General features: G+C 70.8%; 18 protein-coding genes and 1 rRNA gene. 14 read left to right on the forward strand and 5 right to left on the reverse strand.

Going from position 1 to position 24,885, the window contains the following annotated elements:
* The first annotated feature begins 14 nt into the window (after positions 1–14).
* A complete protein-coding gene (locus EDD93_RS15285) occupies positions 15–995 on the forward strand; it encodes a DNA-3-methyladenine glycosylase (protein WP_123525665.1) in 981 nt (326 codons plus the stop codon).
* Between the two features lie 256 nt (positions 996–1,251).
* On the opposite strand, the gene EDD93_RS15290 is transcribed toward EDD93_RS15285, so the two are convergent.
* The 3 genes from EDD93_RS15290 to EDD93_RS15300 form a co-directional block, all read right to left on the reverse strand.
* Complete coding sequence (locus EDD93_RS15290; RefSeq protein ID WP_123525666.1) at positions 1,252–2,568, reverse strand: coenzyme F420-0:L-glutamate ligase; 1,317 nt, start codon at positions 2,566–2,568, stop codon at positions 1,252–1,254.
* The gene (gene cofD, locus EDD93_RS15295) at positions 2,565–3,521 is read right to left on the reverse strand and encodes a 2-phospho-L-lactate transferase (RefSeq protein WP_123525667.1); all 957 of its coding nucleotides are present in this window, start codon (positions 3,519–3,521) and stop codon (positions 2,565–2,567) included. Before cofD ends, EDD93_RS15290 begins: the two co-directional genes overlap by 4 nt.
* Positions 3,522–3,590: 69 nt before the next feature.
* Complete coding sequence (locus tag EDD93_RS15300; RefSeq protein WP_123525668.1) at positions 3,591–4,094, reverse strand: cysteine dioxygenase family protein; 504 nt, start codon at positions 4,092–4,094, stop codon at positions 3,591–3,593.
* A 720-nt stretch (positions 4,095–4,814) separates the two neighbouring features.
* On the opposite strand from EDD93_RS15300, the gene EDD93_RS15305 reads away from it, so the two are divergent.
* From EDD93_RS15305 to EDD93_RS15315, 3 genes are all read left to right on the forward strand, one after another.
* Positions 4,815–5,078 carry a WhiB family transcriptional regulator gene (locus EDD93_RS15305; protein WP_024494319.1) on the forward strand — a complete coding sequence of 88 codons (264 nt, stop codon included), beginning with the start codon at positions 4,815–4,817 and terminating at the stop codon, positions 5,076–5,078.
* Between the two features lie 380 nt (positions 5,079–5,458).
* On the forward strand, positions 5,459–9,385 hold the full coding sequence (locus EDD93_RS15310) for a glycosyltransferase (RefSeq protein ID WP_123525669.1): 3,927 nt from the start codon (positions 5,459–5,461) through the stop codon (positions 9,383–9,385).
* Positions 9,382–10,917 carry a DUF5719 family protein gene (locus tag EDD93_RS15315; RefSeq protein WP_123525670.1) on the forward strand — a complete coding sequence of 512 codons (1,536 nt, stop codon included), beginning with the start codon at positions 9,382–9,384 and terminating at the stop codon, positions 10,915–10,917. The genes EDD93_RS15310 and EDD93_RS15315 overlap by 4 nt, the downstream gene beginning before the upstream one ends.
* Before the next feature lie 97 nt (positions 10,918–11,014).
* On the opposite strand, the gene EDD93_RS15320 is transcribed toward EDD93_RS15315, so the two are convergent.
* Positions 11,015–11,443 carry a metallopeptidase family protein gene (locus EDD93_RS15320; RefSeq protein ID WP_123525671.1) on the reverse strand — a complete coding sequence of 143 codons (429 nt, stop codon included), beginning with the start codon at positions 11,441–11,443 and terminating at the stop codon, positions 11,015–11,017.
* 323 nt (positions 11,444–11,766) lie between these two features.
* Here EDD93_RS15320 and EDD93_RS15325 point away from each other — a divergent pair, with 323 nt between their 5' ends.
* The 8 genes from EDD93_RS15325 to EDD93_RS15360 all read left to right on the forward strand — a co-directional run bounded on the left by EDD93_RS15325 (position 11,767) and on the right by EDD93_RS15360 (position 20,380).
* Complete coding sequence (locus tag EDD93_RS15325; protein ID WP_185092327.1) at positions 11,767–12,147, forward strand: DUF3499 domain-containing protein; 381 nt, start codon at positions 11,767–11,769, stop codon at positions 12,145–12,147.
* Positions 12,148–12,233: 86 nt separating this feature from the next.
* Positions 12,234–13,625: a phosphomannomutase/phosphoglucomutase gene (locus tag EDD93_RS15330; protein ID WP_123525673.1), complete on the forward strand. Its 1,392-nt coding sequence runs from the start codon at positions 12,234–12,236 to the stop codon at positions 13,623–13,625.
* Between the two features lie 306 nt (positions 13,626–13,931).
* The gene (locus tag EDD93_RS15335) at positions 13,932–14,114 is read left to right on the forward strand and encodes a Trm112 family protein (protein ID WP_123525674.1); all 183 of its coding nucleotides are present in this window, start codon (positions 13,932–13,934) and stop codon (positions 14,112–14,114) included.
* 46 nt (positions 14,115–14,160) lie between these two features.
* Complete coding sequence (locus EDD93_RS15340) at positions 14,161–15,297, forward strand: SIS domain-containing protein (protein WP_123525675.1); 1,137 nt, start codon at positions 14,161–14,163, stop codon at positions 15,295–15,297.
* A gap of 158 nt (positions 15,298–15,455) precedes the next feature.
* Positions 15,456–16,664, forward strand: a complete 1,209-nt coding sequence (gene manA, locus EDD93_RS15345) for a mannose-6-phosphate isomerase, class I (protein ID WP_123525676.1) — start codon at positions 15,456–15,458, stop codon at positions 16,662–16,664.
* 90 nt (positions 16,665–16,754) lie between these two features.
* Positions 16,755–17,825: a cation diffusion facilitator family transporter gene (locus tag EDD93_RS15350; RefSeq protein ID WP_123525677.1), complete on the forward strand. Its 1,071-nt coding sequence runs from the start codon at positions 16,755–16,757 to the stop codon at positions 17,823–17,825.
* 245 nt (positions 17,826–18,070) lie between these two features.
* Positions 18,071–19,528 carry an adenosylhomocysteinase gene (ahcY, locus tag EDD93_RS15355; protein ID WP_123525678.1) on the forward strand — a complete coding sequence of 486 codons (1,458 nt, stop codon included), beginning with the start codon at positions 18,071–18,073 and terminating at the stop codon, positions 19,526–19,528.
* A gap of 240 nt (positions 19,529–19,768) precedes the next feature.
* Positions 19,769–20,380: a hypothetical protein gene (locus EDD93_RS15360; RefSeq protein WP_123525679.1), complete on the forward strand. Its 612-nt coding sequence runs from the start codon at positions 19,769–19,771 to the stop codon at positions 20,378–20,380.
* Between the two features lie 33 nt (positions 20,381–20,413).
* Here EDD93_RS15360 and EDD93_RS15365 read toward each other — a convergent pair whose 3' ends face one another.
* On the reverse strand, positions 20,414–21,406 hold the full coding sequence (locus tag EDD93_RS15365) for an RDD family protein (protein ID WP_123525680.1): 993 nt from the start codon (positions 21,404–21,406) through the stop codon (positions 20,414–20,416).
* A gap of 120 nt (positions 21,407–21,526) precedes the next feature.
* On the opposite strand from EDD93_RS15365, the gene EDD93_RS15370 reads away from it, so the two are divergent.
* The gene (locus EDD93_RS15370) at positions 21,527–22,534 is read left to right on the forward strand and encodes a stage II sporulation protein M (RefSeq protein ID WP_123525681.1); all 1,008 of its coding nucleotides are present in this window, start codon (positions 21,527–21,529) and stop codon (positions 22,532–22,534) included.
* A 708-nt stretch (positions 22,535–23,242) separates the two neighbouring features.
* Positions 23,243–24,768 (forward strand): 16S ribosomal RNA (locus tag EDD93_RS15380).
* Positions 24,769–24,885: the final 117 nt, after the last annotated feature.

The raw sequence follows: 24,885 nt of genomic DNA on the forward strand, positions 1-24,885 counted from the left end.
CGAGGACCTCACCCGTGGCAGGACGATTCGCTCCCCGCAGCGCCCCCCACGCGGCCGTACCACGCCAGGTGACGACGCCCGAACCGGCGGCGCTGACCCGCGACTGGACGCCGCCGGGCCCGTTCGACCTGCGGCTCGTCCTCGGCCCGCTGCGCCGGGGCCCCGCCGACCCCACCTTCCGGATGTCGGCCGACGGCTCCGTCCGCCGCGCCAGCCGCACCCCGGCAGGCCCCGGCACCCTCCACGTCGTCGCCCGCGAAGGACGGATCGAGGCGGCCGCCTGGGGGCCCGGCGCGGCCTGGCTCCTCGACCAGCTGCCGACGCTGCTGGGCGCGTCCGACGAACCGGAGGCCTTCACCCCGCGCCACCGGCTGCTCGCGGTGACCCACCACCGGCGCCCTGGCCTGCGGCTGCTGCGCACCGGCCTGGTGATGGAGTCCCTGATCCCGTCGGTCCTGGAACAGAAGGTCACCACGGACGAGGCGTACCGCGCGTGGCGGCTCCTGGTCCGCAAGTACGGCGAGCCCGCGCCGGGGCCGCAGGAGTACGGCCTCTACGTCATGCCGGACGCCCGCACCTGGTCACTGATCCCGTCCTGGGAGTGGCACCGAGCGGGCGTGGACAGCAAGCGCTCGGCGACGATCCTGCGCGCGGTCCGGGTGGCCCGCCGCATGGAGGAGGCCGCCGCCATGGAGCTGACCGAGGCGATGGCCCGCCTCCAGGTGATCCCGGGCATCGGGCCCTGGACGGCCGCCGAGACGCTGCAACGCTCCAACGGCGACCCGGACGCGGTGACGGTCGGGGACCTCCACCTGCCCGGCATCGTCGGCCACGCGCTGGCCGGCAACCGGAACGCCGACGACGAGGAGATGCTGACCCTGCTGTCCCCGTACGAGGGCCAGCGCCACCGGGCCACCCGCCTGATCATGCTCTCCGGCAACACCCCACCCCGCCACGCCCCAAGAATGACAAGAGGCGACATCGCCCGCCTGTAGACCCGGCCATTTCAAGCGTGCCGTGCGTCCGTACCGGGCCTTGCCAGTTCAAGCCCGTCCGGTGCCGCGTGTCCGTATGGGGCCTTGCCAATTCAAGCCCGCCAGGTGTCGCGTGTCCGTACGGGGCCCAGCGAATTCAAGCCCGTCCGGCGATTGAGGACCGGGGTCCGGGGCAGAGCCCCGAAGCCACCCCCGCCGAGGCGGACCCGCACCCCGCACCCGCACACACCGCCCCCCCCCCGGAACGGCCACCGCCTCACCGCACGGCGACAAACGCCTCCGCGTCCCGAACCCCCCGCGCCGGAGGCGCCCCCGCGGCCCGTCCCACCGCCACCGCGCCCAGCGGATCCCACGACGCCGGCAGCGACAGCACCTCCCGGACGACATCGCGGCAGAACATCGTCGAGGACACCCACGCCGACCCCAGCTGCTCACCCGCCAGCGCGACCAGGAAGTTCTGGATCCCGGCCCCCGCGGCGACCACGAACATCTCGCGCTCGGCCATGTCCCGCCGCTCGTCCCCGTACGTGTGGGAGCCGTCCATCACCAGGCACGGCACCACCAGATACGGCGCCCGGCGCAGCACATCGCCCCGCCGCACCCGCTTGGCGACCGACTCCTCGCTCTTCCCGTCACGCCGCAGATCCGCGATCCACGCGTCCCGCATCGCGTCCAGCAGCCGGGTCCGCGACTCGGGGGACTCCAGCAGCACGAACCGCCACGGCGTCGTGTGATGCGGCGCGGGCGCCGTCACCGCCGCGGCCACGGCCCGCCGCACCGCACCCGGGTCCACCGGCTCGTCGGTGAACTCGCGCACCGTGCGCCGCTGGGTCATCGCCTCCCGTACCGCCTCGGACGTGCCCAGCCGGAACATGTCATCGGCCGCGACCCGCACCATCGCCCGCGCACCGCCGTCCTCGGCCGGGTCCACGACATGGCCGAGCCCGCGCACCACCGCCACCGGCAGCCCGTTCGCCTTGCCCTTGACCAGGTCACCGGCGGAGGCCAGCTCGTCGGCGGTGGCGACCACGGTCGCGCTCAGCGGATTTCCGTGCGCGTCGCTCCCGCCGCGCAGATCGTCCAGGACCCGCACCCCGGCCGCTCCGATCGCGACATCGGTCAGCCCGTTGCGCCACGGGCGTCCGAAGGTGTCCGTGACGACGACGCCGACCTCGAGGCCGAGGGTGTCCCGCAGCCCGTCCCGGATCGCCCGCGCCGAGGCGTCGGCGTCCTCGGGCAGCAGCAGGACCGTTCCGGCGGGGGTGTTGGAGGCGTCGACCCCGGCCGCGGCCATGACCAGGCCCTGCCGGTTCTCCACGATCCGCAGCGTGCCGCGCCGGGCCACCACCCGTACCGTCTCGGCGTCGATCGCCGCCTCCCGGTCGGTGGCCTCGACGATCCGGCCCTCCGCCTTGGAGACGATCTTCGAGGTGACGAGCAGTACGTCACCGTCGGCGAGACCGGGCCCGGTGGCGGCGATCAGCTTCGCGAGGTCGTCCCCGGCCCGCACCTCGGGCATCCCGGGCAGCGCCCACACCCGGAACGCGGGCGCGGCGTCCGGGGCCGCGCTCATGCCCGTACCTCTTCCGCGAGGACCAGCGCCTGCCGGGCCATCTCGGCGGTGGCGGCGACATCGGTCATCATCAGCGGTACGGAACGGCAGCGGATGCCCGCGGACTCCACCTCGTCCACCGCACCCGCGTCCACGGTGTCGACGAGCCAGCCGTCGAGCAGCCCGGAGCCGTAGTGCTGTGCGACCGCCGCGGCCGTCGACTCGACGCCCACCGCGGCGAGCACCTTGTCGGCCATCCCGCGCACCGGCGCGTCACCGACGATGGGGGAGAGGCCGACGACCGGCACCCCCGCCTCGGCGATGGCTTCGCGGATACCGGGTACGGCGAGGATCGTCCCGATGGACACGACGGGATTCGACGGCGGGAAGAGGATGACGTCCGCCGAGGCGATCGCCTCCAGTACACCGGGCGCCGGCTTGGCCTGCTCGGCACCGACGGGCACGATGGCCTGCGCCGGGACGGAGGCGCGCAGCTTCACCCAGTACTCCTGGAAGTGAATGGCCCGGCTCTCGCCGTCGGAGTCGACCGCCACATGCGTCTCGACCCGGTCGTCGGACATCGGCAGCAGCCGGACCCCCGGCTTCCAGCGCGCACAGAGGGCCTCCGTGACGGCGCTCAGCGGATAGCCCGCGCCGAGCATCTGCGTACGGACGATGTGGGTCGCGAAGTCACGGTCACCGAGCCCGAACCACTCCGGCCCGACGCCGTAGGCCGCGAGTTCCTCCTTGACGTGGAAAGTCTCGTCGGTACGGCCCCAGCCCTGGTCCTCGTTGATGCCACCGCCGAGGGTGTACATCACGGTGTCGAGGTCGGGGCAGACCTTGAGCCCGAACAGATGGATGTCGTCACCGGTGTTGCCGATCACCGTGATGTCCGCGTCGGGCGTGGCCTCTTTGAGGCCACGCAGAAAACGAGCACCACCGATACCGCCGGCCAGAACCACAATGCGCATGCGGACAGTTTGTCAGGCGAGGAGCGCTGCCCGGCAGTGGGCCACCGACGGGCCGGCAGTGGCGGGCTGTCAGGCGGTGGCAGTGGCCGAGGCCGAGGCCGCGGCGCACTGGGCGGAGTGCATCGGCATGTCGGTCAGGCCGGGGTAGTAGATGTGCAGGCTGACGGCCGGTTCGAGGGAGTCGTTGACCACCTCGTGGACGTAGCCGGGCGCGAAGACGCGCTGGGCGCCGGAGCCCAGCGTCCGCTTCCCGCGGTCCGTGCGTTCTGTCAGTTCGCCGTCCAGCACGGTCAGTACGCCGGAGGACGGGCCGTGGTCGTGCAGCCCGCTGCCCTGGCCCGGGACCCAGCTGAGCAGCCAGGCGTCGTACCCGGGAAGGCTGAGGAGGCGGTGGTACCAGCGGGTGGTGGCGTCGTACTGGACCAGCGGGGCCCACCGGGAGCGGTCGGCCGCGATGGAGCGGGCGAGCCCGGCGAACTCCGCCACCGTGGCGGGGTGCTCACGGGCGGGACGCAGGAGGTGCTGGACCTCGAGGAGGTCGCCGGCGATCTGGAGGTCGCTGTCGCTGTTCATGGGTGCGGTGGTTCCTCGGCAGGAGTGCACGCGAGTGCGGGTGCGGGCTGGGTGCAGGGGCGTCGCGGGGACCGGCGGGACCGGGCTACGCGCCGTGCAGGCCGCAGGGGAGGGTCCGGGGGTCCGGGACGAGCTGTGTCGGGCTGGAGCGCGAGGGCTTCAACAGCTGAGACAGCTGGAACAGCAACAGCGAGCCTGAACAGCGCTGCGGAACCCACGGACGTGGGTGACGTGCATCGCTGAGGTCACTGGCATGACATCAAGGACAGCCGGAGAACCTCCGGCTGTCAACCCGATGCCCGATTTGAGGCTAATGTTTCACCTCATCCGGTTGCTCCGAGCGGAGAAAGGTTTGTGCAGCGCACTTCGGGGAGATGTGGCGCAACAGAAGCACCCGCAAACGTGGTTGCGGTCCCGTGACCCGACTGTGATCTTGATCGCTTCAGTGATCGAATCGCAACGTGTCCACCCTCCGTGGAGTTCCTGTCTGTGACGGGTGGATGCGTGACGGGTGAGTGAGGAGGCCCATGGCATATGTCAGGTTTTTGGTTATTTGAACACTTACCGCATAGGCTTGGTGCCGCAGAGTGAATACCGGGCCCAATAGCAGATCTGCGCTTGACTGGCACGAAGCTACACACTTGTAATTTCACTCGTGTCGTTCGGCCGATTCGATAACGGCCGCATCACGGGGACGCAAGAGACAGACGAGGGGCGCACATGACCGAGCTGTTCCAGCAACTGCTGGTCGAGGACGCGGACGAGGAACTCGGCTGGCAGGAGCGCGCGCTGTGCGCCCAGACCGACCCTGAGTCCTTTTTTCCTGAGAAGGGCGGATCCACCCGCGAGGCGAAGAAGGTCTGCCTCGCCTGTGAGGTCCGGTCCGAATGCCTTGAGTACGCACTCTCCAAAGACGAGCGATTCGGCATCTGGGGCGGTCTTTCCGAGCGCGAGCGACGACGTCTGAAGAAGGCCGCGATCTGAACAACGCCGCGATCCGGACAGGGCGCCATGTGAACAAGGCCGCCATGTGAACCACCCGGCCCGAGCGCCTGAGCCGAAGACCCTGAGCCCGCGCCGGAGAAGCCGGACTCCGGGGAGTGGACCGCTCCCCGGCCCCGCCACCGGCCCCGGCCGCCCATGGCCCGCCGCCTGCACCCTGCCCGCAGGCGGCGGGCCATTGCCGTGCCCGGCGCGCCGCCCCGGCCGCCCTCGTTCAACCGCTCCGCGCCACCCCGGTTATCCGTACCGTTAGTGTGGGGCCCCGTCCGAGACGCGCCAACGACCCGACAGGGCGCGCGTGTACACCGATGCAGCCCCCGGGGGTACGTTCCCCCGGACCCGGCCGGAGGGCCCGTACCTCGATGTCCGTGCACAGCCATTCGACGGCGCCGTACGCGGCCGCCGCCGCCCCAGAGTTCCCCCGGCATGTCGTCACCGCCGTGCTCGTCTCCCACGACGGCGCACGCTGGCTGCCCGACGCGCTCGCCGGGCTGCTCGGGCAGGACCGCCCCGTACAGAGCGTCGTCGCCGCCGACACCGGCAGCGCCGACGACTCCGCGCGCCTGGTCACCGAGGCGCTCGGCGCCGACCGCGTCCTGCACCTCGCGCGACGTACGAGCTTCGGCACCGCAGTCGAGGAGGCGAGCCGCACCGCCGGTGTCCTCACCCCGGACGACCTGCCGTACCTGAAGCGCCCCAGCAGCTGGGACCCGGTCACCAGGACCTGGCGCGACGACGCCTACGACCTGCCCGAACTGCCGCACGGCGAACCGGTGCAGTGGCTCTGGCTGCTGCACGACGACTGCGCGCCCGAGCCCGACGCACTCGCCGAGATGCTCCGCGTCGTCGACAACGACCAGCACGCCGCGATCGTCGGCCCCAAACTCCGCGGCTGGTACGACCGCAGGCAGCTCCTCGAAGTCGGCGTCTCCATCGCCAACAGCGGGCGCCGCTGGACCGGCCTCGACCGGCGCGAGCAGGACCAGGGCCAGCACGACCAGGTCCGCACCGTGCTGTCCGTCTCCACCGCCGGCATGCTGATCCGCCGTGACGTGTGGGAGGAGCTCGGCGGCTTCGACCGCAGGCTCCCCCTGATGCGCGACGACGTCGACCTGTGCTGGCGTGCCCACATGGCCGGGCACCGGGTGCTGATCGCCCCCGACGCCGTCCTGCGGCACGCCGAGGCGTCCGCACGCGAACGGCGCCCCATCGACTGCGCCGGGCGGTCCGTCGCCAGCCCGCACCGCGTCGACAAGGCAGGCGCCGTCTACACGATGCTCGTCAACGCCCGGGGCAAGCTACTGCCCTGGGCGCTGCTCCGGCTCGTCCTCGGCACCCTGCTCCGTACGCTCGCCTACCTCGTCGGCAAGGTGCCGGGACAGGCGCTCGACGAGGTCGCCGGACTCCTGGGCACCCTGCTGCGGCCGGGCAGGATCCTCGCGGCCCGCCGCCAACGCGGCAAGGGGGTCATCGACCCGGCCGAGCTGCGCGGGCTCTTCCCCGCCCCCGGCGCCACCGTCCGCGCCACCGTGGAACAGGTCGCCGGGAACTTCGGCGGCTCCACGGAGGCCGAGTCCGGCGGCTCGCGGCACGGCGCCGTCGAGTCCGGACCGGGCGGCGACGACGCCGACTTCCTGGAGATCGACCAGTTCGCCAAGTTGAAGCGGGTCGGCCGGAAGCCCGGACCGGTGCTCTTCGCCGTCCTGCTCCTGGTCTCCCTCGTCGCCTGCCGCAGCCTCATCGGCGGCGGCGCACTGGCCGGCGGCGCCCTGCTGCCCGCACCCGGCGACGTCTCCGAGCTGTGGGGCCGGTACGCGGACGGCTGGCACACCATCGGCACCGGCGGCACCCAGACCGCACCGCCCTACCTCGGCATGATCTCCGCGCTGTCCGCACTGTTCCTCGGCTCCACCGGATTCGCGCTCACCCTGCTGCTGGTCTGCTCGGTCCCGCTCGCCGGACTCACCGCGTACTTCGTCTCCCGTCCGCTGATCCCCTCGCGGCTGCTGCGGGCCTGGGCGAGCATCGCGTACGCCTTCCTGCCCGCCGCGACCGGAGCCCTGGCGACCGGCCGCCTCGGCACCGCCGTGCTGCTCGTCCTGCTGCCCCTGATCGCCCGCGCGGCCGTCTCGGCGCACGGGATGCGCGGCAGCGGCGACAGCCGGGGCAGCTGGCGCGCCACCTGGGCGTACACCCTGCTCCTCACCCTCACGATGGCGTTCACGCCCATCGTGTGGCCGCTCGCCGCGGTGCTCGGCGTGGGTGTCCTGGCGCTGCGCCGCAACGACATCACCGCCTACGGGCTCCGTTTCCTCGCCGCCGTCGGCACCCCGCTGCTCGTCCTGGCGCCCTGGTCGCTGTCCCTGCTGACCAGCCCCTCGTCCTTCCTGAAGGAAGCGGGCCTGGAGGCCGGTACGGGATCGGCCTCCGCCCTCGACCTGCTCGGGATCAGCCCCGGCGGGCCCAAGGCGGCGGGCGGCGTCCTGCTGCTCGGCATCGTGCTCGCGGCGCTGGCCGCGCTGCTGCGCGGGGAGCGGCAGTTCGCGGTCCGGGCCTCCTGGGCCGTGGCCCTGGTCGGCCTGGCCTTCGCCGGACTCGCCAACGGTTCGGGCTGGGCGGGACCGGCCACCCTCGTCTACGGCGCCGCGCTCATCTCCGCCGCGCTGATCGGCGCGGACGGCGCGCGCATCCGCGTCGCGGAGCTCAGCTTCGGCTGGCGACAGCCCGTCGCCGTCCTCATCGCGCTCGCCGCCGGCATCGCTCCCGTGCTGGCCGCCGTCGGCTGGATGATCGGGGGCGCCGCCGGCCCGCTGGAGCGGCGCGACCCGGTGCAGGTGCCGGCGTTCGTCGCGGAGGAGAGCGGCACCCGTGACCAGCCGCGCACCCTGGTGCTCGGGGGGACATCGCCCTCCTCGGTCGCGTACACCCTGGTCCGGGGCTCGGGCGCGCGCCTCGGTGACGGCGAACTGGCCGAGGCAGGGGGCGGCAACAGCCACCTCGACAAGGTCGTCGCCAACCTGGTCGCGGGCTCCGGCGCCGACCAGGGCAGCCAGCTCAGCGGCTTCGCGATCCGTTACGTCCTCGTGCGGGACGGCGCGCCGAAGCAGATGAGCCGGGTGCTCGACGCGACGCCCGGCCTGAGCCGGCTCAGCCAGCTGGACGGCAGCGCGCTCTGGCGCGTCGACCGCCAGGTCGCCCGGATCATGATCGTCCCGTCCGCCGCCGGAGACGAGCCGCTGCCGGTCGGCTCCAGCCCGGTCGAGGCGCACACGGACATCCCGGCGGGCGGCGCGGGCCGGGTGCTGCGGATCGCGGATGCCGCCGACCCCGGCTGGCAGGCCACGCTGGACGGGCAGCCGCTGACCCGCAAGACCGTCGACGGCTGGGCCCAGGGCTTCGAGCTCCCCACCGGGGGCGGTTCGCTGGACCTCACCTATGAGACGTCCATCACGCACTCCGCGTGGATCTGGGCCCAGGCCGCGTTCGGCGTCGTCCTGCTGGTGCTGGCCCTTCCGGGCCGCCGCCGGGAGATCGACGACGACCTGCCCGACGAGACCGTGCCGGTTCCCGCCGAGCCGGTAGCGGGGGAGGGCCGCCGGGCCCGCAGGCTGCGTGCCGCCGCCCAGGCGGAGGGCGAGGAGCCCGAGGAGGGCGACGAGGACGCCGAAACGGGGGAGCAGTCCCAGTACGCCGCCTCCCAGCCGCCGACCACCGAACCGGAACCGCAGGCCGACGACGGCCAGGAGGTCTTCGTGCCGCATCAGGCCGAGGCCGACACGGGCCAGTACGCGGCGGTGCCGCAGCAGGGCTACGGGGAGTGGGACGCCCAGCAGTACCAGGGCGCCGACTACCCGCAGTATCAGGAGGGCCAGTACCAGGGCGACCAGTACGGGGCCGGGCAGCAGCCCGCCGCCGGCTACGACCAGTACGGGTATCCGCAGCAGCAGGGCGACTACACGGCGTACGACCAGGGCCAGTACGCCAACGCCCCGTACGACGCGGCGAACCCGCAGCACGACCCCAACGCCCAGTACGGCACGGGCGGCGATCAGTACGGCAACACGCAGTACGACGCGAACGGCCAGTACGACGCCAACGGGCAGTACGACCCGAACGCGCAGTACGACCCCAATGCCCAGTACGGCGGCGGCCAGTACGGCGACCAGCAGGCGTACGACCCGCAGAACCAGCACCCCGGCCACAACCCCGAACAGAACCCCGACGAGAACCCCGCCCCGGGCCAGAACCCGTGGCCGACCGGTAACGCATCGCGAGGCGAGTCCGAGTGAAGTCCACCAGCCTGTCCCTCATCGCGGGGGCCGTCGCCCTCGCCGCCGTCACCGGGTTCGCCGCGCTCACCGTGCCCGGGGACGACACCGCGACGGCGGCCGGGGCGGCCTCCCGGCTGCCCGTGGAACGGTCCAGCCTGCTCTGCCCGGCACCCGGCCTCTCGGATCTCGCGGAGACGGCGTACACGTCCTTCACCCCGCCCGGAGCCGGCGGCGGCGAAGCCGGTACGGCCGAACTGAAGTCACCCGCGACAGACAAGAAGGACGACAAGGACAAGTCCAAGTCGGACAAGAAGAGCAAGGACAAGGAAAAGGACAAGGCGGCCGATTCGGACAAGCCTGTCGTTGCCCTCAAGGAGCCCGGCAAGCCGGTCACCGCCGACGTGTCCGGCTCCGACGCCCCCGCTCTCGTCGGTACCGCCACCGGCCGGCTCGCGCCCGGCTGGAGCGCCCAGCAGACCACCACCGTCGAGGCCGGCGACGGACGGGGCGTGCTCGGGGTCAGCTGCACGGCACCCGACACCGACTTCTGGATCCCGGCCGCGAGCACCGCGAAGACCCGCGAGGACTACGTCAACCTCACCAATCCGGACGACACCGCCGCGGTGGCCGACATCGAGCTGTACGGTCCGGACGGCACGCTGAAGTCCGATGTCGGCGAGGGCATCACGGTCCCCGCCGGATCCGGCGTCCGGGTCCTGATCTCGACGCTGACCAGCAAGGCGGCCGACGATGTGACCGTCCACGTCACCACGCGTACCGGGCGGGTCGGTGCGGTCGTCCGGGCTGCGGACAGCAAGACAGGCAGCGACTGGCTCACCGCCTCCGCCGCTCCGGCGGGCACCCTGGTGCTGCCCGGCATCCCGGCGGACGCGACCTCGGTCCGGCTGGTGGCCTTCGCCCCCGGCGAGGACGACGCGGACCTGAAGGTGCAGCTGCTCGGCAAGACGGGGCCGTTCGCCCCGGTCGGCAACGAGGATCTCCACGTCAAGTCGCGGATGACCGCCGGGGTCGACCTGAAGAACCTCACCCGCGGCGAGGCGGGATCCCTGCTGCTGACCCCCTCCCAGAAGGACAGGGCCACCCCGGTCGTGGCCGCGCTGCGGGTGGTCCGGGGCAAGGGCGCCAAGCAGGAGGTCGGCTACATCCCGGCGACGGGGCCGGTGGGCGCGCAGGCGACCGCGGCCGACAACCGGTCGAAGGGCTCGACCCTCTCGCTGACCGCTCCGGGCGCGGCCGGCACGGTGAAGGTCACGGCGTCCGCCGGCAGCAAGGGCGGCACCCCGGTCAGCAAGACGTACAAGGTCGCGGCGGGCACGACGCTCGCGGTCACCCCGCCGGCCCCGTCCGGCCTCAAGGGCACGTACGCGCTGACGGTGCAGACCCAGTCGGGCGGCCCGGTCCACGCCGCCCGCACGCTGGCGCTGCCGCAGGACGGCATTCCGATGTTCACGGTGCAGACCCTGTCGGACGACGGCGGAACGGTCGAGGTGCCGGCGGCCGAACAGGACCTGTCGGTCCTGGACGACTGAAGCGGCCGCAGCAGCTGAAGCGGCTGAAGGCGAACGGGCGGCGGGGGCGGCGGGAATCGGGCCCCCGCCGCCCGTCCCACGACTCCCGCCCGGTCCGCTACTCCTGCCCGTAGCGCGGGTCGACCGACTCCGGCGCGAGCCCGAGCAGCTCCGCGACCTGCTCCACCACGACCTCGTGCACCAGCAGCGCCCGCTCGTCGCGGTTCTTGGTGCGGATCTCGACGGGGCGCCGGTAGACGACGATCTGCGCCGGCTGCCCCTTCTCGGCGGACAACGCGTTGCCCAGCGGAACGGTGTCCTCCCCGGTGCTCGGCACGTCGAGGACCACGAAGTCGACCTCGGCCAGCTGCGGCCAGCGCCGTTCCAGCCGCTCCACGGAGTCCTGCACGAGATCACGGAAGCTGTCCGCCCGGCTGGCCGAGAGCGGCACCTGGGGCGGGGCGACGGGCCCGCGCATGCCTCGGCCGTGTCGGTCTCGGCGCCGCGGTCGCGGCTCGGACGGGTGGGGCGGTACGGGACTGTCCATCACCGACGCAGCGTAACGCTCCGCGCGGCGAGTGGACGGCGGCTGCGCGGGGACGAAACCGGCCTGTCCGCTCCTGAACATTCCGGCCACGGGGGAGCCCGTTTCCGGCCCCGGTCGTGACCGTTCCGCAGCTGCCCCGTGCACGCTTCCGGGGCGAGCGATGACCGGAAACCGCACCCTCATGACCTGCTTCCTTCTCCTGCCGCGCAGGTCAGGAGAGTTGCGCCGGGGGCGGCCGTACCCGGGGTCACAGGGCGACACGGTGGGGTGAGCTGAGGGAGAGTCGTCGCAGCCCGCTCAAGAGTGCGGTAGCGTCCAACATCGTGAGCCCTGTACGTCGCTGTTCGCGCACCGCGTGCGGCCGCCCTGCCGTCGCGACACTGACGTACGTCTATGCCGACTCGACTGCGGTCCTCGGCCCGCTCGCCACCTACGCCGAGCCCCACTGTTACGACCTCTGTGCCGAGCACAGTGAGCGGCTGACCGCGCCACGCGGCTGGGAGGTCGTCCGGCTCTCCGACCCCTCCGCGCCCGTGCGCCCCAGCGGCGACGACCTCGAAGCGCTCGCCAACGCCGTCCGGGAAGCGGCGCGTCCGCAGGACCGGGGCGACGGGCCCAGGGGCGGCGGCGGCCGTCGCAGCGCCGATCCGGCGGAGGTCGCCCGCCGGGGCCACCTCCGGGTACTGCGCTCGCCCGAGTCCTGAGCGGACGCCGGTACGCCCGGCGCACAGGGGGTTCTGGGCCGCCGGGTAGTTTGGCGGTCCGAAGAAACCCTCAGGAGGACCGTCCCGTGACTGCAGACCTGTCGCAGCTCGTGAAGGCGTACGACGTTCGCGGAGTCGTGCCCGACCAGTGGGACGAGGCCCTGGCCGAGCGGTTCGGAGCGGCGTTCGTCGAGGTGACGGCCGCGGCCGCGATCGTGATCGGCCACGACATGCGCCCCACGTCCCCCGCCCTGTCGGGAGCCTTCGCCAGGGGCGCGGCGGCCCGCGGCGCGGACGTCACGATGATCGGCCTCTGCTCGACGGACCAGCTGTACTACGCGTCGGGGGCGATGGACCTGCCGGGCGCGATGTTCACCGCCTCGCACAACCCGGCTCAGTACAACGGCATCAAGATGTGCCGTGCGGGCGCGGCACCGGTCGGCCAGGACACCGGCCTCGCCGAGATCCGCACCCTGGTCGAGGAGTGGTCCACGACCGGCGCCCCGCAGCCCGCCGCCACTCCCGGCACCGTCACCGAGCAGGACACGCTGACCGACTACGCCGCGTATCTCCTGTCGTTGGTGGACCTCTCCGCGATCCGCCCGCTGAAGGTGGTCGTGGACGCGGGCAACGGCATGGGCGGCCACACGGTCCCCACGGTCTTCGCGGGCCTGCCCGTCGACCTCGTCCCGATGTACTTCGAGCTGGACGGCACGTTCCCGAACCACGAGGCCAACCCGCTCGACCCCAAGAACATCGTCGACCTCCAGGCCAGGGTGGTCGCCGAGGGCGCCGATCTGGGCCTGGCCTTCGACGGCGACGCGGACCGCTGCTTCGTCGTGGACGAGCGGGGCGAGGGAGTCTCCCCGTCAGCGATCACCGCCCTGGTCGCCGCCCGCGAACTGGCGCGCAACGGCGGCAGCGGCACGGTCATCCACAACCTGATCACCTCGCACTCGGTCCCGGAGGTCGTCCGCGAGAACGGCGGCACCCCGGTCCGCACCAGGGTCGGCCACTCCTTCATCAAGGCGGAGATGGCCGCACACGGGGCGATCTTCGGCGGTGAGCACTCGGCGCACTACTACTTCCGCGACTTCTGGAACGCGGATACGGGCATGCTCGCCGCCCTCCACGTCCTGGCGGCCCTCGGCGGCGGGCCGGACCCTCTCTCCACCCTGGTCTCCCAGTACGACCGCTACGCCGGCTCCGGCGAGATCAACTCCACGGTCGACGACCAGCCGGCCCGCACGGCCGACGTCCGGGCCGCGTTCGCGCACCGCGAGGGCGTGACCACCGACGACCTGGACGGCCTCACGGTCACGGCCCCGGACTGGTGGTTCAACCTCCGCGCCTCCAACACCGAACCGCTTCTGCGCCTGAACGTCGAGGCCCGCGACGAAGCAACGATGAAGGCAGTACGCGACGAGGCCCTGACCCTGATCCGCCCCTCCCACCCCGCATCCGCCGCGACTCCCTGACCCACCCTTCCCTGTCCCATTCCAGCCCCTCCGGCGTTTGAGGAGCGGGGTCCGGGGCGGAGCCCCGGTTACGGGAAGGGGCGGGTAGGGGACAACGCCCGCCGCAGGCGCACCCGCACACACCCCCGCCCCCCGCCCGCACCCCCCACCCCACGCACCGCACCGCACACCCCACCCACCCCACCGCCGCATCCCCTCAACAACCCCCCCGGCCAGGCCGCGCCCCCGTCACCCCAGCGGTAGGCTGACGTCGCCCGATCCATGAACAAGAACACGCACTCGCGCCCGCCCGAAGGGACCCACCCCATGCCGCTCGAAGCCGGCCTTCTGGAGATCCTGGCCTGTCCGGCCTGTCACGCACCCCTCGAAGACCGGTCGGCGGCCGACAGCCCCGAACTGGTCTGCACGGGCAAGGGCTGCGGACTGGCCTACCCGGTACGGGACGGCATCCCCGTCCTCCTCGTCGACGAGGCCCGCCGCCCCGCGTAAAGGCCCACACCCCGGGTGATCAGCACGTGATCGGAGGACCGTCCCCATGCTCGACGAGTCGTTGCTCGACGCCCCGGAAGCCCTGGCCCGAGCCGACCGCCGTGGTCTGCTGCGCGGCGCCGCCGAGGCCGGGGCAAGGGTCCGTACCGCGGCCCGGCACGCGACGGAGGCCGGGATCCCCGCGCTGAACCCGGAGGGCCGCCCGCGCGCCGTCCTGGTCGCCGGCTCCGGCACCGCCGCATCCGGCGTCGCGGACCTGATCGCGGCGCTCGCCGGGGCCTCCGCGCCCGTCACGCGCATCCACCCGACCGGCGTCGCGCCCGCCGCAGGCGCGATGCGCTGGACGCTGCCCGGCTGGGCCGGCTCCCTGGACCTGCTGCTCATCGCCACCGCGGACGGCTCGGAGCCCGGCCTGGCGCTCGTCGCGGAACAGGCGTACCGCCGAGGCTGCAGCGTGGTGGCCGTCGCCCCCGGGCAGTCCCCGCTGCGCGAGGCGGTGGACGGCGTGCACGGCCTCGTCGTGCCGATGGCCTCCGCCCCGCACGGGGAGTACGACGCCGAGACGTCGGCCGCCGGCCCCGGCACCCTGTGGGCACTGTTCACGCCGCTGCTCGCGCTGCTCGACCGCGTCGGCCTGGTCACCGCGACCCCGGAGACGCTGCAGAGCGTCGCCGACCGCCTGGACCGCACGGCGGAACGCTGTGGACCGGCCATTGCCACGTACAGCAATCCGGCCAAGACCCTGGCCGCCGAACTCGCGGACAGCCTTCCCCTCGTCTGGACCGAGGGCGAGGCCGCCGCCCCGGTCGGACGCCGCTTCGCCGCGGTCCTGGCGGAGCTCTCGGGCCGCCCGGCCCTCGCGGCCGAACTCCCCGAGGCGCTTCCCGTCCACGGGGGCCTGCTGGCCGGGGCCTTCGCGGCCGGAGCGGACCCGGACGAGTTCTTCCGCGACCGGGTCGACGAGCCGGAGGCCCTGCGCGCTCGGGTCGTCCTGCTCAGGGACCGGCCCACGGGCGGTCTGAGCGCGGCGCCGGCGGCCCGCGAACTCGCCCTGGGCCACGAGACGCCGATCAGCGAACTCGAACCGGAGGAGGGCGGCAGGCTCGAAGCCCTCGCCGAACTCCTCGCGGTCACCGACTTCGCCGCGGTCTACCTGGCACTCGCCTCGGAAGCCCGCGCCTGAACGCCCACGCACGCACCACAGCACCACCCACGCACCACACCACGCGCACGCACCACCACACACCACAGCGCACCCGACACCACAGCACCCCGCACGCACCACAGCACCCCGCACCCGGCCAAGCGCCACGCACCCACCACAGCACGAGGACGAAACCCATGGACCGGCTCTCCAACACCGTGCGCCCGTACGCCTGGGGCTCCACCACAGCCATCCCCGCCCTGCTGGGTGTCGCCCCCACCGGCGAGCCCCAGGCCGAGATGTGGATGGGCGCCCACCCCGGAGCCCCCTCCCGGATAACCCGCACCGGCCCCGCCACCGCACCCGACGCGGCTCCCTCCACCCCGCAGCCCCCCGCCGAGCAGCCCCTCACCGAGGTCATCGCCGCCGACCCCGTGGGCGAGCTCGGCCAGGCCGCAGTCGAGAAGTTCGGCCCCCGGCTCCCCTTCCTCCTCAAGCTGCTCGCCGCCGGCGCACCGCTCTCCCTCCAGGTCCACCCCGACCTCGCCCAGGCACAGCAGGGCTACGCGGACGAGGAGCGCCGGTCCGTCCCGATCGACGCCGCCCACCGCACGTACAAGGACGCCAACCACAAGCCCGAACTGATCTGCGCGCTCACCCCCTTCGACGGCCTGTGCGGCTTCCGCCGGCCCATCGAGGCGGCCGAGGCGATGGAGGCGCTGGGCGTCGACTCGCTCAAGCCGTACGCCGATCTGCTGCGCGCCCACCCCGAAGAGGCCGCCCTGCGCGAGGTCCTCACGGCGATCCTCACCGCGGACCCGGCACAGATGACGGAGACGGTGACCGCCGCGGCCGCCGCGGCGGAACGGCTCGGCGGCGCGTACGCCCCGTACGCGCGCATCGCCCACCACTTCCCGGGCGACGCGGGCGTCATCGCGGCCATGCTGCTGAACTACGTACAACTCCAGCCCGGCGAGGCCCTGTTCCTCGGCGCCGGAGTTCCGCACGCCTACCTCGACGGCCTCGGCGTCGAAATCATGGCGAACTCGGACAACGTGCTGCGCTGCGGACTGACGCCCAAGCACATCGACGTGCCCGAACTCCTGCGCATCGTCCGCTTCGAGGCGACCGATCCCGGAATCCTGCGCCCCGAGGCGTCCCCGTCCGGCGAGGAGGTGTACGAGACCCCGGTCGACGAGTTCCGGCTCTCCCGCTTCGACCTCTCGGCCGGCGGCGACCCCGTCGACCTGACCGCGGCCACGCCCCAGATCCTGCTCTGCACGGCGGGCGCTCCCCGGGCCGGCGACCTCGGCCTCGTACCCGGCGACTCGGTCTTCGTACCGGCAGGGGAGAAGGCCGAAGTGTCCGGTACGGGCACGCTGTTCCGTGCCACTGTGGTGGCCTGACGTACCGTCCGCACCGCGGACTGCAACAATGTCCGGCCGTAGCGCGGCCACCGGAGCCGCAAGCACCGAACGAAGGGACACCAGGCACCCATGAGTGCGTCAGGCGGAACCAAGGCGATTGTGGCGGCGCTCGGCGCCAACCTCGCGATCGCAGTGGCCAAATTCGTGGCGTTCCTGTTCAGTGGCTCGTCGTCGATGCTCGCGGAGAGCGTCCACTCGCTCGCCGACTCGGGCAACCAGGGGCTGCTGCTGCTCGGCGGGAAGAAGGCCAAGCGCGAAGCCACCCCCCAGCACCCCTTCGGGTACGGGCGCGAGCGTTACATCTACGCCTTCCTCGTCTCCATCGTGCTGTTCTCGGTGGGTGGCATGTTCGCGGTGTACGAGGGCTACGAGAAGATCAAGCACCCGCACGAGATCGAGGCCTGGTACTGGCCGGTCGGCGTCCTGGTCTTCGCGATCGTCGCCGAGGGCTTCTCCTTCCGTACGGCCATCAAGGAGTCCAACGAGACCCGCGGCGCACTGTCCTGGACCCAGTTCATCCGCCGCGCGAAGGCCCCCGAACTCCCCGTGGTGCTGCTGGAGGACTTCGGCGCGCTCATCGGTCTTGTTCTCGCCCTCGCCGGCGTCGGCCTCGCCATCGGCACCGGCGACGGCGTCTGGGACGGCATCGGCACCCTCTGCATCGGCATCCTGCTGATCGCGATCGCGATCGTCCTGGCCGCCGAGACCAAGTCCCTGCTGCTCGGCGAGGCCGCCGGCACCGACCAGGTCGAGAAGATCAAGGCCGCGGTCGTGGACGGCGACACCGTCACCGGCATCATCCACATGCGTACGCTCCACCTCGGCCCGGAAGAACTGCTGGTCGCCGCCAAGATCGCGGTCCAGCACGACGACACGGCCACCGAGGTCGCCAACGCCATCAACGCCGCAGAGTCCCGCATCCGCGAGGCGGTCCCGATCGCCCGGGTCATCTACCTGGAACCGGACATCTACAACGAGTCCGCGGCCCGCTCCGGCACCAACCCGGCCAAGGACTCGACCACGGACCCGGCCGGATCAACCGCCGCGACCACAGCACCCACAGCGGCCGCACCCGCCCCCGCTCCCGTCCCCGACGAAGACCCCGACACCCCGGCCGATCCGACGGAAACCAGCCACTGAACGCGCCGTACTCGCCTTCGCGGCCGCTTCCGGACCCGGCGGGCTGGGAGCGGCTGGGCCGTTCGGTGTAGATTCGACGGCAGTGCCAGACGTCGCTGCTGATGGCGGTCGATCGGTCCGTACGACGGACCGGCCGAGGGAGAGAGGGCCTCCGACGGACTGCGCTGCGAGCCGCTCGGGCATTCGTGTGCCCGGGGCCGCAGAGCCGCCCATCCACCCTCGAACCATCTGAGGAGCAGCCCGTTATGACGACGGTCGCCAATCGACAGGACTTCAAGGTCGCCGACCTCTCCCTCGCGGCGTTCGGCCGCAAGGAGATCACGCTGGCCGAGCACGAGATGCCCGGTCTGATGTCGATCCGCAGGGAGTACGCCGCCGCGCAGCCGCTGGCCGGTGCCCGTATCACCGGTTCGCTGCACATGACTGTGCAGACGGCGGTGCTGATCGAGACCCTGGTCGCCCTCGGCGCCGAGGTCCGCTGGGCCTCCTGCAACATCTTCTCGACCCAGGACCACGCGGCCGCGGCCATCGCGGTCGGTCCGACCGGCACCCCGGACGCCCCTGCGGGTGTCCCGGTCTTCGCCTGGAAGGGTGAGTCGCTGGAGGAGTACTGGTGGTGCACGGAGCAGGCTTTGACCTGGCCGAACACCCCTACCGGTGGTCCGAACATGATTCTCGACGACGGTGGTGACGCCACTCTCCTCGTCCACAAGGGCGTCGAGTTCGAGAAGGAGGGGGCGGCTCCGGATCCGTCGACCGCGGACAGTGAGGAGTACGCCCATATCCTCGCGACGCTGAACCGTACGCTCGGTGAGTCCCCGCAGAAGTGGACGCAGCTGGCGTCGGAGATCCGTGGTGTCACGGAGGAGACCACGACGGGTGTGCACCGGCTGTACGAGATGCACCGCGACGGGACTCTGCTGTTCCCGGCGATCAATGTGAATGACGCGGTCACGAAGTCGAAGTTCGACAACAAGTACGGGTGCCGGCACTCGCTGATCGACGGCATCAACCGGGCCACGGACGTGCTGATCGGTGGCAAGACGGCCGTGGTGTGTGGTTACGGCGATGTGGGCAAGGGGTGTGCGGAGTCGCTGCGGGGTCAGGGTGCCCGGGTGATCATCACGGAGATCGACCCGATCTGCGCGCTGCAGGCGGCGATGGACGGTTACCAGGTCGCCACGCTCGATGATGTGGTGGAGCAGGCGGACATCTTCGTCACGACGACGGGCAACAAGGACATCATCATGGCCTCCGACATGGCCCGGATGAAGCACCAGGCGATCGTCGGGAACATCGGTCACTTCGACAACGAGATCGACATGGCGGGTCTCGCGAAGATCGACGGGATCGTCAAGGACGAGGTCAAGCCGCAGGTCCACACCTGGACGTTCCCGGACGGCAGGGTCCTGATCGTGCTGTCCGAGGGCCGCCTGCTGAACCTGGGCAACGCGACCGGCCACCCCTCGTTCGTGATGTCGAACAGCTTCGCGGACCAGACGCTGGCCCAGATCGAGCTGTTCACCAAGCCCGAGGAGTACCCGACCGACGTCTACGTGCTGCCCAAGCACCTCGACGAGAAGGTCGCCCGCCTCCACCTCGCCGCACTCGGCGTGCGGCTCACGACGCTACGCCCGGAGCAGGCGGCGTACATCGGTGTCGAGGTCGACGGCCCGTACAAGTCCGACCACTACCGCTACTGATCCCGAAACCGCGACGGCCTGCCGGTGACCGGCACAGTCACCACCGGTCGGCGACGACCGGCCACCGGCAGGCCCCGCGGCCCCGGACCCGGAGCCCGCAGACGCGACAGCGTCCAGCAGCCCGGTGACTCAGCGGCAAGGCGCCGCAGCGCATCCGCTACGAACGCAGGCCCCCGCACCCCCGTGTCGGGGGCCTGCGTCGTACCGCACCCGCACAGCCCGAGGAACCCGAAGGACCCCATGCCCCGCGGCCGGTATTCGCTCCACGATCTTCACGACCACACCCCCCTCGGTGAAGAGCACTTCCACTGCGCCCCCGGCCCCTCCGGCTGGCGCTATGTCTCCCAGACGACCGCCCCGTCCGGCGACCATCTCGGATCCATCGATCTCACTCTGGACGAACTCGGCCGCCCCATCCGTCTCGAACTCCACGCCGCGAGCTGGCAGGTACGCGGCGCCGCCCTCGAAGGCGTCACCTGGGTCCGCACCGATCCGACCGGCACTCACGCCAGCGAAGGCAACGTCCGGGCCCACACCTTCACCGGCACTTCGCCCGCCTTCCTCGTCGCGACCGCCCGTCTGCTCCGCCTCACCCCCGATTCCCCCGCGACCCGGGTCCGCGTCGTCGCCTTCACGGACCCGGTCCTCGCCCCCCGTACCGTCGACCAGTCCTGGGCCCTGCTGAACAGTGAAGCGCACGCCACTGACAACGGGCCGCTGATCGTGGACGAGTACCAGGTCAACGCCCTGGACACCGGCGAGCAGCACACCATCCACCTGGCCGGCGACGTGGTCCTCTCGGCCCCGGGCATCGAGCTCGAAGAGCTGGAGTCCCCGCCCTCGGCCCGTTAGGGCGTCCCGCCGGACCAGGACGGGCGAAGCGCCCTACGCGGGTGGCGCGAACCCGGTGGCGGGCGGCGGCGCGGGATCCGCCCCGGGAGCCGTCGCACCCCCGGCCGCCGCAGGCCGCACAGGCGATACGGAGACGGGGTGGGTGGCAGGGACCCCGGGCGCAGCCCCCGAGCCCCACGGCTGCTCGCTCACACCGGTGCCCCCGCCCGCCGGACCGGGGCCGGGCGGAAGCCCCGCCTGCGGTCCCTGGCTGCCGGAGCCGCCCGAAGCGGCCCGGGAGGCGGCGAACATCCGGTGCGCGTCCCGGGTCTGCCGCTCGTTCACCACGGCTGCCAGGTACGCGGCGGCGGGCACGCCCACGGGTGCCGGGACCCCGGTCCACCCGGAAAGCTCTCCCGCCAGCCGGCCGGCCATGGCCCGCCCCACGTCTGCGTCCAGTTGATGCATCCGCGTCAGGTACTGCCGTACGGCCAGCCACAGTTCGTCCGGGACCGCCGACAGATCCAGTCCGGCGAATCGCCCCACCAGCCAGGGCGGCGGGGGCGGGACAGTGGCGGACCGGCCCGCCGGCAGCCGCTCGCGGACGACGAGCGTCCCCGCGAAGACATCCCCGAGCCGTCTCCCACGCGCCGAAACCAGCGAGGCGACGGCAGCCACGACCCCGAGCGTCATGAGGATCTCCACCACGCCCATCGCCCCGCGCACCAGTGCGTGCCGGAAGCGGATCGGCCCCCCGTCGTCCCGCACCACCCGCAGCCCGCACGCCAGCTTCCCCAGCGAACGGCCGTGGCTGAGCGTCTCCACCGCGATCGGGGCGCCGACCAGTACCAGCAGGAACGTCGCCACGGAGACGGCGGCGAACGCCGCCTCGTCCAGTCCGGCCGTCGCCACGGCCAGCCCGACCGACACCAGGACGAACGCCGTCCCCACCACAACCAGATCGATGGCCAGCGCCAGCGCGCGGCTCGGCAGTTTCGCCGGCCGCAGCCCCAGCACGACCGCGTCCCCGGTCACGAGCTCACTCATCCCCGCCCACCCTTCGCCGTCCAGCCCTGCCCCACGGGGCCACAGTCTGCCAAGCTGACCCGCAAACGCGCCGCAGTAGTACGGACCCGTACGCACCCATGCCTGGAGCAGCAGCCGCCCATGGACCTCGACGTCTTCGTCAACGCCCACCGCAGCGAGTGGGACCGCCTGGACCACCTCCTGCACCGCGGACGCAAGCTCACAGGCGCGGAAGCCGACGAGCTCGTCGACCTCTACCAGCGCACGGCGACTCACCTCTCCCTGATCCAGTCCGGCGCCCCGGACCCACTGCTCATCGCGCGCCTGACCCAACTGGTGGCCCGCGCCCGCGCCACGGTGACCGGCACCCGCCGAGCCTCGTGGCGGGACGCGGCGCGATTCCTCACCGCGGGTTTTCCCGCGGCGGTCTACCGGGCCCGGCACTGGTGGATACCCACAGCGGTTCTCTCCGTGCTCCTGGCCGCGCTCATCGGCTGGTGGATCGCCGCCCATCCGGAGGTCCAGTCGGCCATTGCCGCCCCGGACGACCTGCGCCGCATGACCAGCCCAGGCGGCGAGTACGAGACCTACTACTCGAGCCACCCCGCGGCCTCGTTCGCCGCCCAGGTCTGGACGAACAACGCCCAGGCCGCTGCCATGTGCCTGGTGCTGGGCGCATTCCTCTGCGTCCCGGTGATCTGGATCCTCTTCCTCAACGTGCTCAACCTCGGCATAGGTATCGGCCTGATGTCCTCGGCCGGCCGGCTCGACACCTTCCTCGGCCTGATCCTCCCGCACGGCCTGCTCGAACTCACCGCCGTCTTCGTCGCGGCGGGAACCGGCCTCCGCCTGGGCTGGACGGTCATCGATCCCGGCCCCCAGACCCGGCGCACAGCACTGGCGCAACAGGGCCGCGCCGCGATCGGCATGGCCATCGGCCTCGCCCTGATCCTCTTCGTCTCGGGCGTCATCGAAGGCTTCGTCACCCCCTCCGGCCTGCCGACCTGGACCCGCATCGCCATCGGAATCGCCGCCGAGCTGGCCTTCCTCGCGTACGTCTACATCCTGGGCGGCCGAGCCGCCCGAACCGGCGAGGCCGGCGACATTTCCGAAGCCGAACGGAGCGCCGAACTCCCGGTGGCCGCCTGATGTGCGTAGGCCTCTCCTGACCTGCTAGTCTCCTCCTCGCCCCAGAAAACCGTTGACACGGAGGACTGGGGGAGGTAGATTCGAACGGTTGCCTCGAACTGGACAAGTTCGGGCCCAGCAGTTAGTGTCATCTCGCTCTCACCGGAAATTGAATTTCCGCAGAGCCAATTGATTCCCACTCTCTGGATCACGAAGCCGATCAGTTCGGCCCAAATGTTTCTGATAAAGTCGGATCAGCCGAAAGGCAAGGCCACTTCAACGGCCACCGGAAATCAAATTCGAACCGGAAACGGAACGAAATCGAGTCTGGTAAGGTTGGAACCGCCGGAAAGGGAAACGCGAAAGCGAAGAACTGGAAAGCGAAAATGCGAGGCCCGCTTCGACCGGGAATCGGACACGAAAGAGTCTGATAGAGTCGGAAACGCAAGACCGAAGGGAAGCGCCCGGAGGAAAGTCGCAGAAAATGTTCTGCGGTGAGTACAAAGGAAGCGTCCGTTCCTTGAGAACTCAACAGCGTGCCAAAAGTCAACGCCAGATACGTTGATACCCCGACCTACTTCGGTAGGTTCGAGGTTCCTTTGAAAGTCCTGGCAGACCACACTAGTGGTTCTACCAGGCAATGCACATAGCGAGGACATAGTGAACAGTCGGTCTTATTCCGACTCGACTGTTCCGCTCTCGTGGTGTGGTCCCGATTACGGGAAAACATTCACGGAGAGTTTGATCCTGGCTCAGGACGAACGCTGGCGGCGTGCTTAACACATGCAAGTCGAACGATGAAGCCCTTCGGGGTGGATTAGTGGCGAACGGGTGAGTAACACGTGGGCAATCTGCCCTTCACTCTGGGACAAGCCCTGGAAACGGGGTCTAATACCGGATAATACTTTCCCTCTCATGGGGGAAGGTTAAAAGCTCCGGCGGTGAAGGATGAGCCCGCGGCCTATCAGCTAGTTGGTGGGGTAATGGCCTACCAAGGCGACGACGGGTAGCCGGCCTGAGAGGGCGACCGGCCACACTGGGACTGAGACACGGCCCAGACTCCTACGGGAGGCAGCAGTGGGGAATATTGCACAATGGGCGAAAGCCTGATGCAGCGACGCCGCGTGAGGGATGACGGCCTTCGGGTTGTAAACCTCTTTCAGCAGGGAAGAAGCGAAAGTGACGGTACCTGCAGAAGAAGCGCCGGCTAACTACGTGCCAGCAGCCGCGGTAATACGTAGGGCGCAAGCGTTGTCCGGAATTATTGGGCGTAAAGAGCTCGTAGGCGGCTTGTTGCGTCGGTTGTGAAAGCCCGGGGCTTAACCCCGGGTCTGCAGTCGATACGGGCAGGCTAGAGTGTGGTAGGGGAGATCGGAATTCCTGGTGTAGCGGTGAAATGCGCAGATATCAGGAGGAACACCGGTGGCGAAGGCGGATCTCTGGGCCATTACTGACGCTGAGGAGCGAAAGCGTGGGGAGCGAACAGGATTAGATACCCTGGTAGTCCACGCCGTAAACGTTGGGAACTAGGTGTTGGCGACATTCCACGTCGTCGGTGCCGCAGCTAACGCATTAAGTTCCCCGCCTGGGGAGTACGGCCGCAAGGCTAAAACTCAAAGGAATTGACGGGGGCCCGCACAAGCAGCGGAGCATGTGGCTTAATTCGACGCAACGCGAAGAACCTTACCAAGGCTTGACATATACCGGAAAGCATCAGAGATGGTGCCCCCCTTGTGGTCGGTATACAGGTGGTGCATGGCTGTCGTCAGCTCGTGTCGTGAGATGTTGGGTTAAGTCCCGCAACGAGCGCAACCCTTGTTCTGTGTTGCCAGCATGCCCTTCGGGGTGATGGGGACTCACAGGAGACTGCCGGGGTCAACTCGGAGGAAGGTGGGGACGACGTCAAGTCATCATGCCCCTTATGTCTTGGGCTGCACACGTGCTACAATGGCCGGTACAATGAGCTGCGATGCCGCGAGGCGGAGCGAATCTCAAAAAGCCGGTCTCAGTTCGGATTGGGGTCTGCAACTCGACCCCATGAAGTCGGAGTTGCTAGTAATCGCAGATCAGCATTGCTGCGGTGAATACGTTCCCGGGCCTTGTACACACCGCCCGTCACGTCACGAAAGTCGGTAACACCCGAAGCCGGTGGCCCAACCCCTTGTGGGAGGGAGCTGTCGAAGGTGGGACTGGCGATTGGGACGAAGTCGTAACAAGGTAGCCGTACCGGAAGGTGCGGCTGGATCACCTCCTTTCTAAGGAGCATCTAGATTCCGCAAGGAATCCAGAGCCACTACGTCGGCAAATGATCGACGGTGGTTAGCTCATGGGTGGAACGTTGACTATTCGGCACGACAGGTTGTTTCTCACTA

Source organism: Streptomyces sp. 840.1, from assembly GCF_003751445.1.
GTDB lineage: Bacteria > Actinomycetota > Actinomycetes > Streptomycetales > Streptomycetaceae > Streptomyces.

What these genes read in the sequence shown, in the direction of transcription:
- EDD93_RS15365 (WP_123525680.1), bottom strand. Translation starts at nt 21,406, where the DNA reads ATGAGTGAGCTCGTGACCGGGGACGCGGTCGTGCTGGGGCTGCGGCCG.
- EDD93_RS15370 (WP_123525681.1), top strand. Translation starts at nt 21,527, where the DNA reads ATGGACCTCGACGTCTTCGTCAACGCCCACCGCAGCGAGTGGGACCGC.
- cofD (WP_123525667.1), bottom strand. Translation starts at nt 3,521, where the DNA reads ATGCGCATTGTGGTTCTGGCCGGCGGTATCGGTGGTGCTCGTTTTCTG.
- EDD93_RS15290 (WP_123525666.1), bottom strand. Translation starts at nt 2,568, where the DNA reads ATGAGCGCGGCCCCGGACGCCGCGCCCGCGTTCCGGGTGTGGGCGCTG.
- EDD93_RS15300 (WP_123525668.1), bottom strand. Translation starts at nt 4,094, where the DNA reads ATGAACAGCGACAGCGACCTCCAGATCGCCGGCGACCTCCTCGAGGTC.
- EDD93_RS15320 (WP_123525671.1), bottom strand. Translation starts at nt 11,443, where the DNA reads ATGGACAGTCCCGTACCGCCCCACCCGTCCGAGCCGCGACCGCGGCGC.
- EDD93_RS15350 (WP_123525677.1), top strand. Translation starts at nt 16,755, where the DNA reads ATGAGTGCGTCAGGCGGAACCAAGGCGATTGTGGCGGCGCTCGGCGCC.
- EDD93_RS15360 (WP_123525679.1), top strand. Translation starts at nt 19,769, where the DNA reads ATGCCCCGCGGCCGGTATTCGCTCCACGATCTTCACGACCACACCCCC.
- ahcY (WP_123525678.1), top strand. Translation starts at nt 18,071, where the DNA reads ATGACGACGGTCGCCAATCGACAGGACTTCAAGGTCGCCGACCTCTCC.
- EDD93_RS15335 (WP_123525674.1), top strand. Translation starts at nt 13,932, where the DNA reads ATGCCGCTCGAAGCCGGCCTTCTGGAGATCCTGGCCTGTCCGGCCTGT.
- EDD93_RS15340 (WP_123525675.1), top strand. Translation starts at nt 14,161, where the DNA reads ATGCTCGACGAGTCGTTGCTCGACGCCCCGGAAGCCCTGGCCCGAGCC.
- EDD93_RS15305 (WP_024494319.1), top strand. Translation starts at nt 4,815, where the DNA reads ATGACCGAGCTGTTCCAGCAACTGCTGGTCGAGGACGCGGACGAGGAA.
- EDD93_RS15310 (WP_123525669.1), top strand. Translation starts at nt 5,459, where the DNA reads ATGTCCGTGCACAGCCATTCGACGGCGCCGTACGCGGCCGCCGCCGCC.
- manA (WP_123525676.1), top strand. Translation starts at nt 15,456, where the DNA reads ATGGACCGGCTCTCCAACACCGTGCGCCCGTACGCCTGGGGCTCCACC.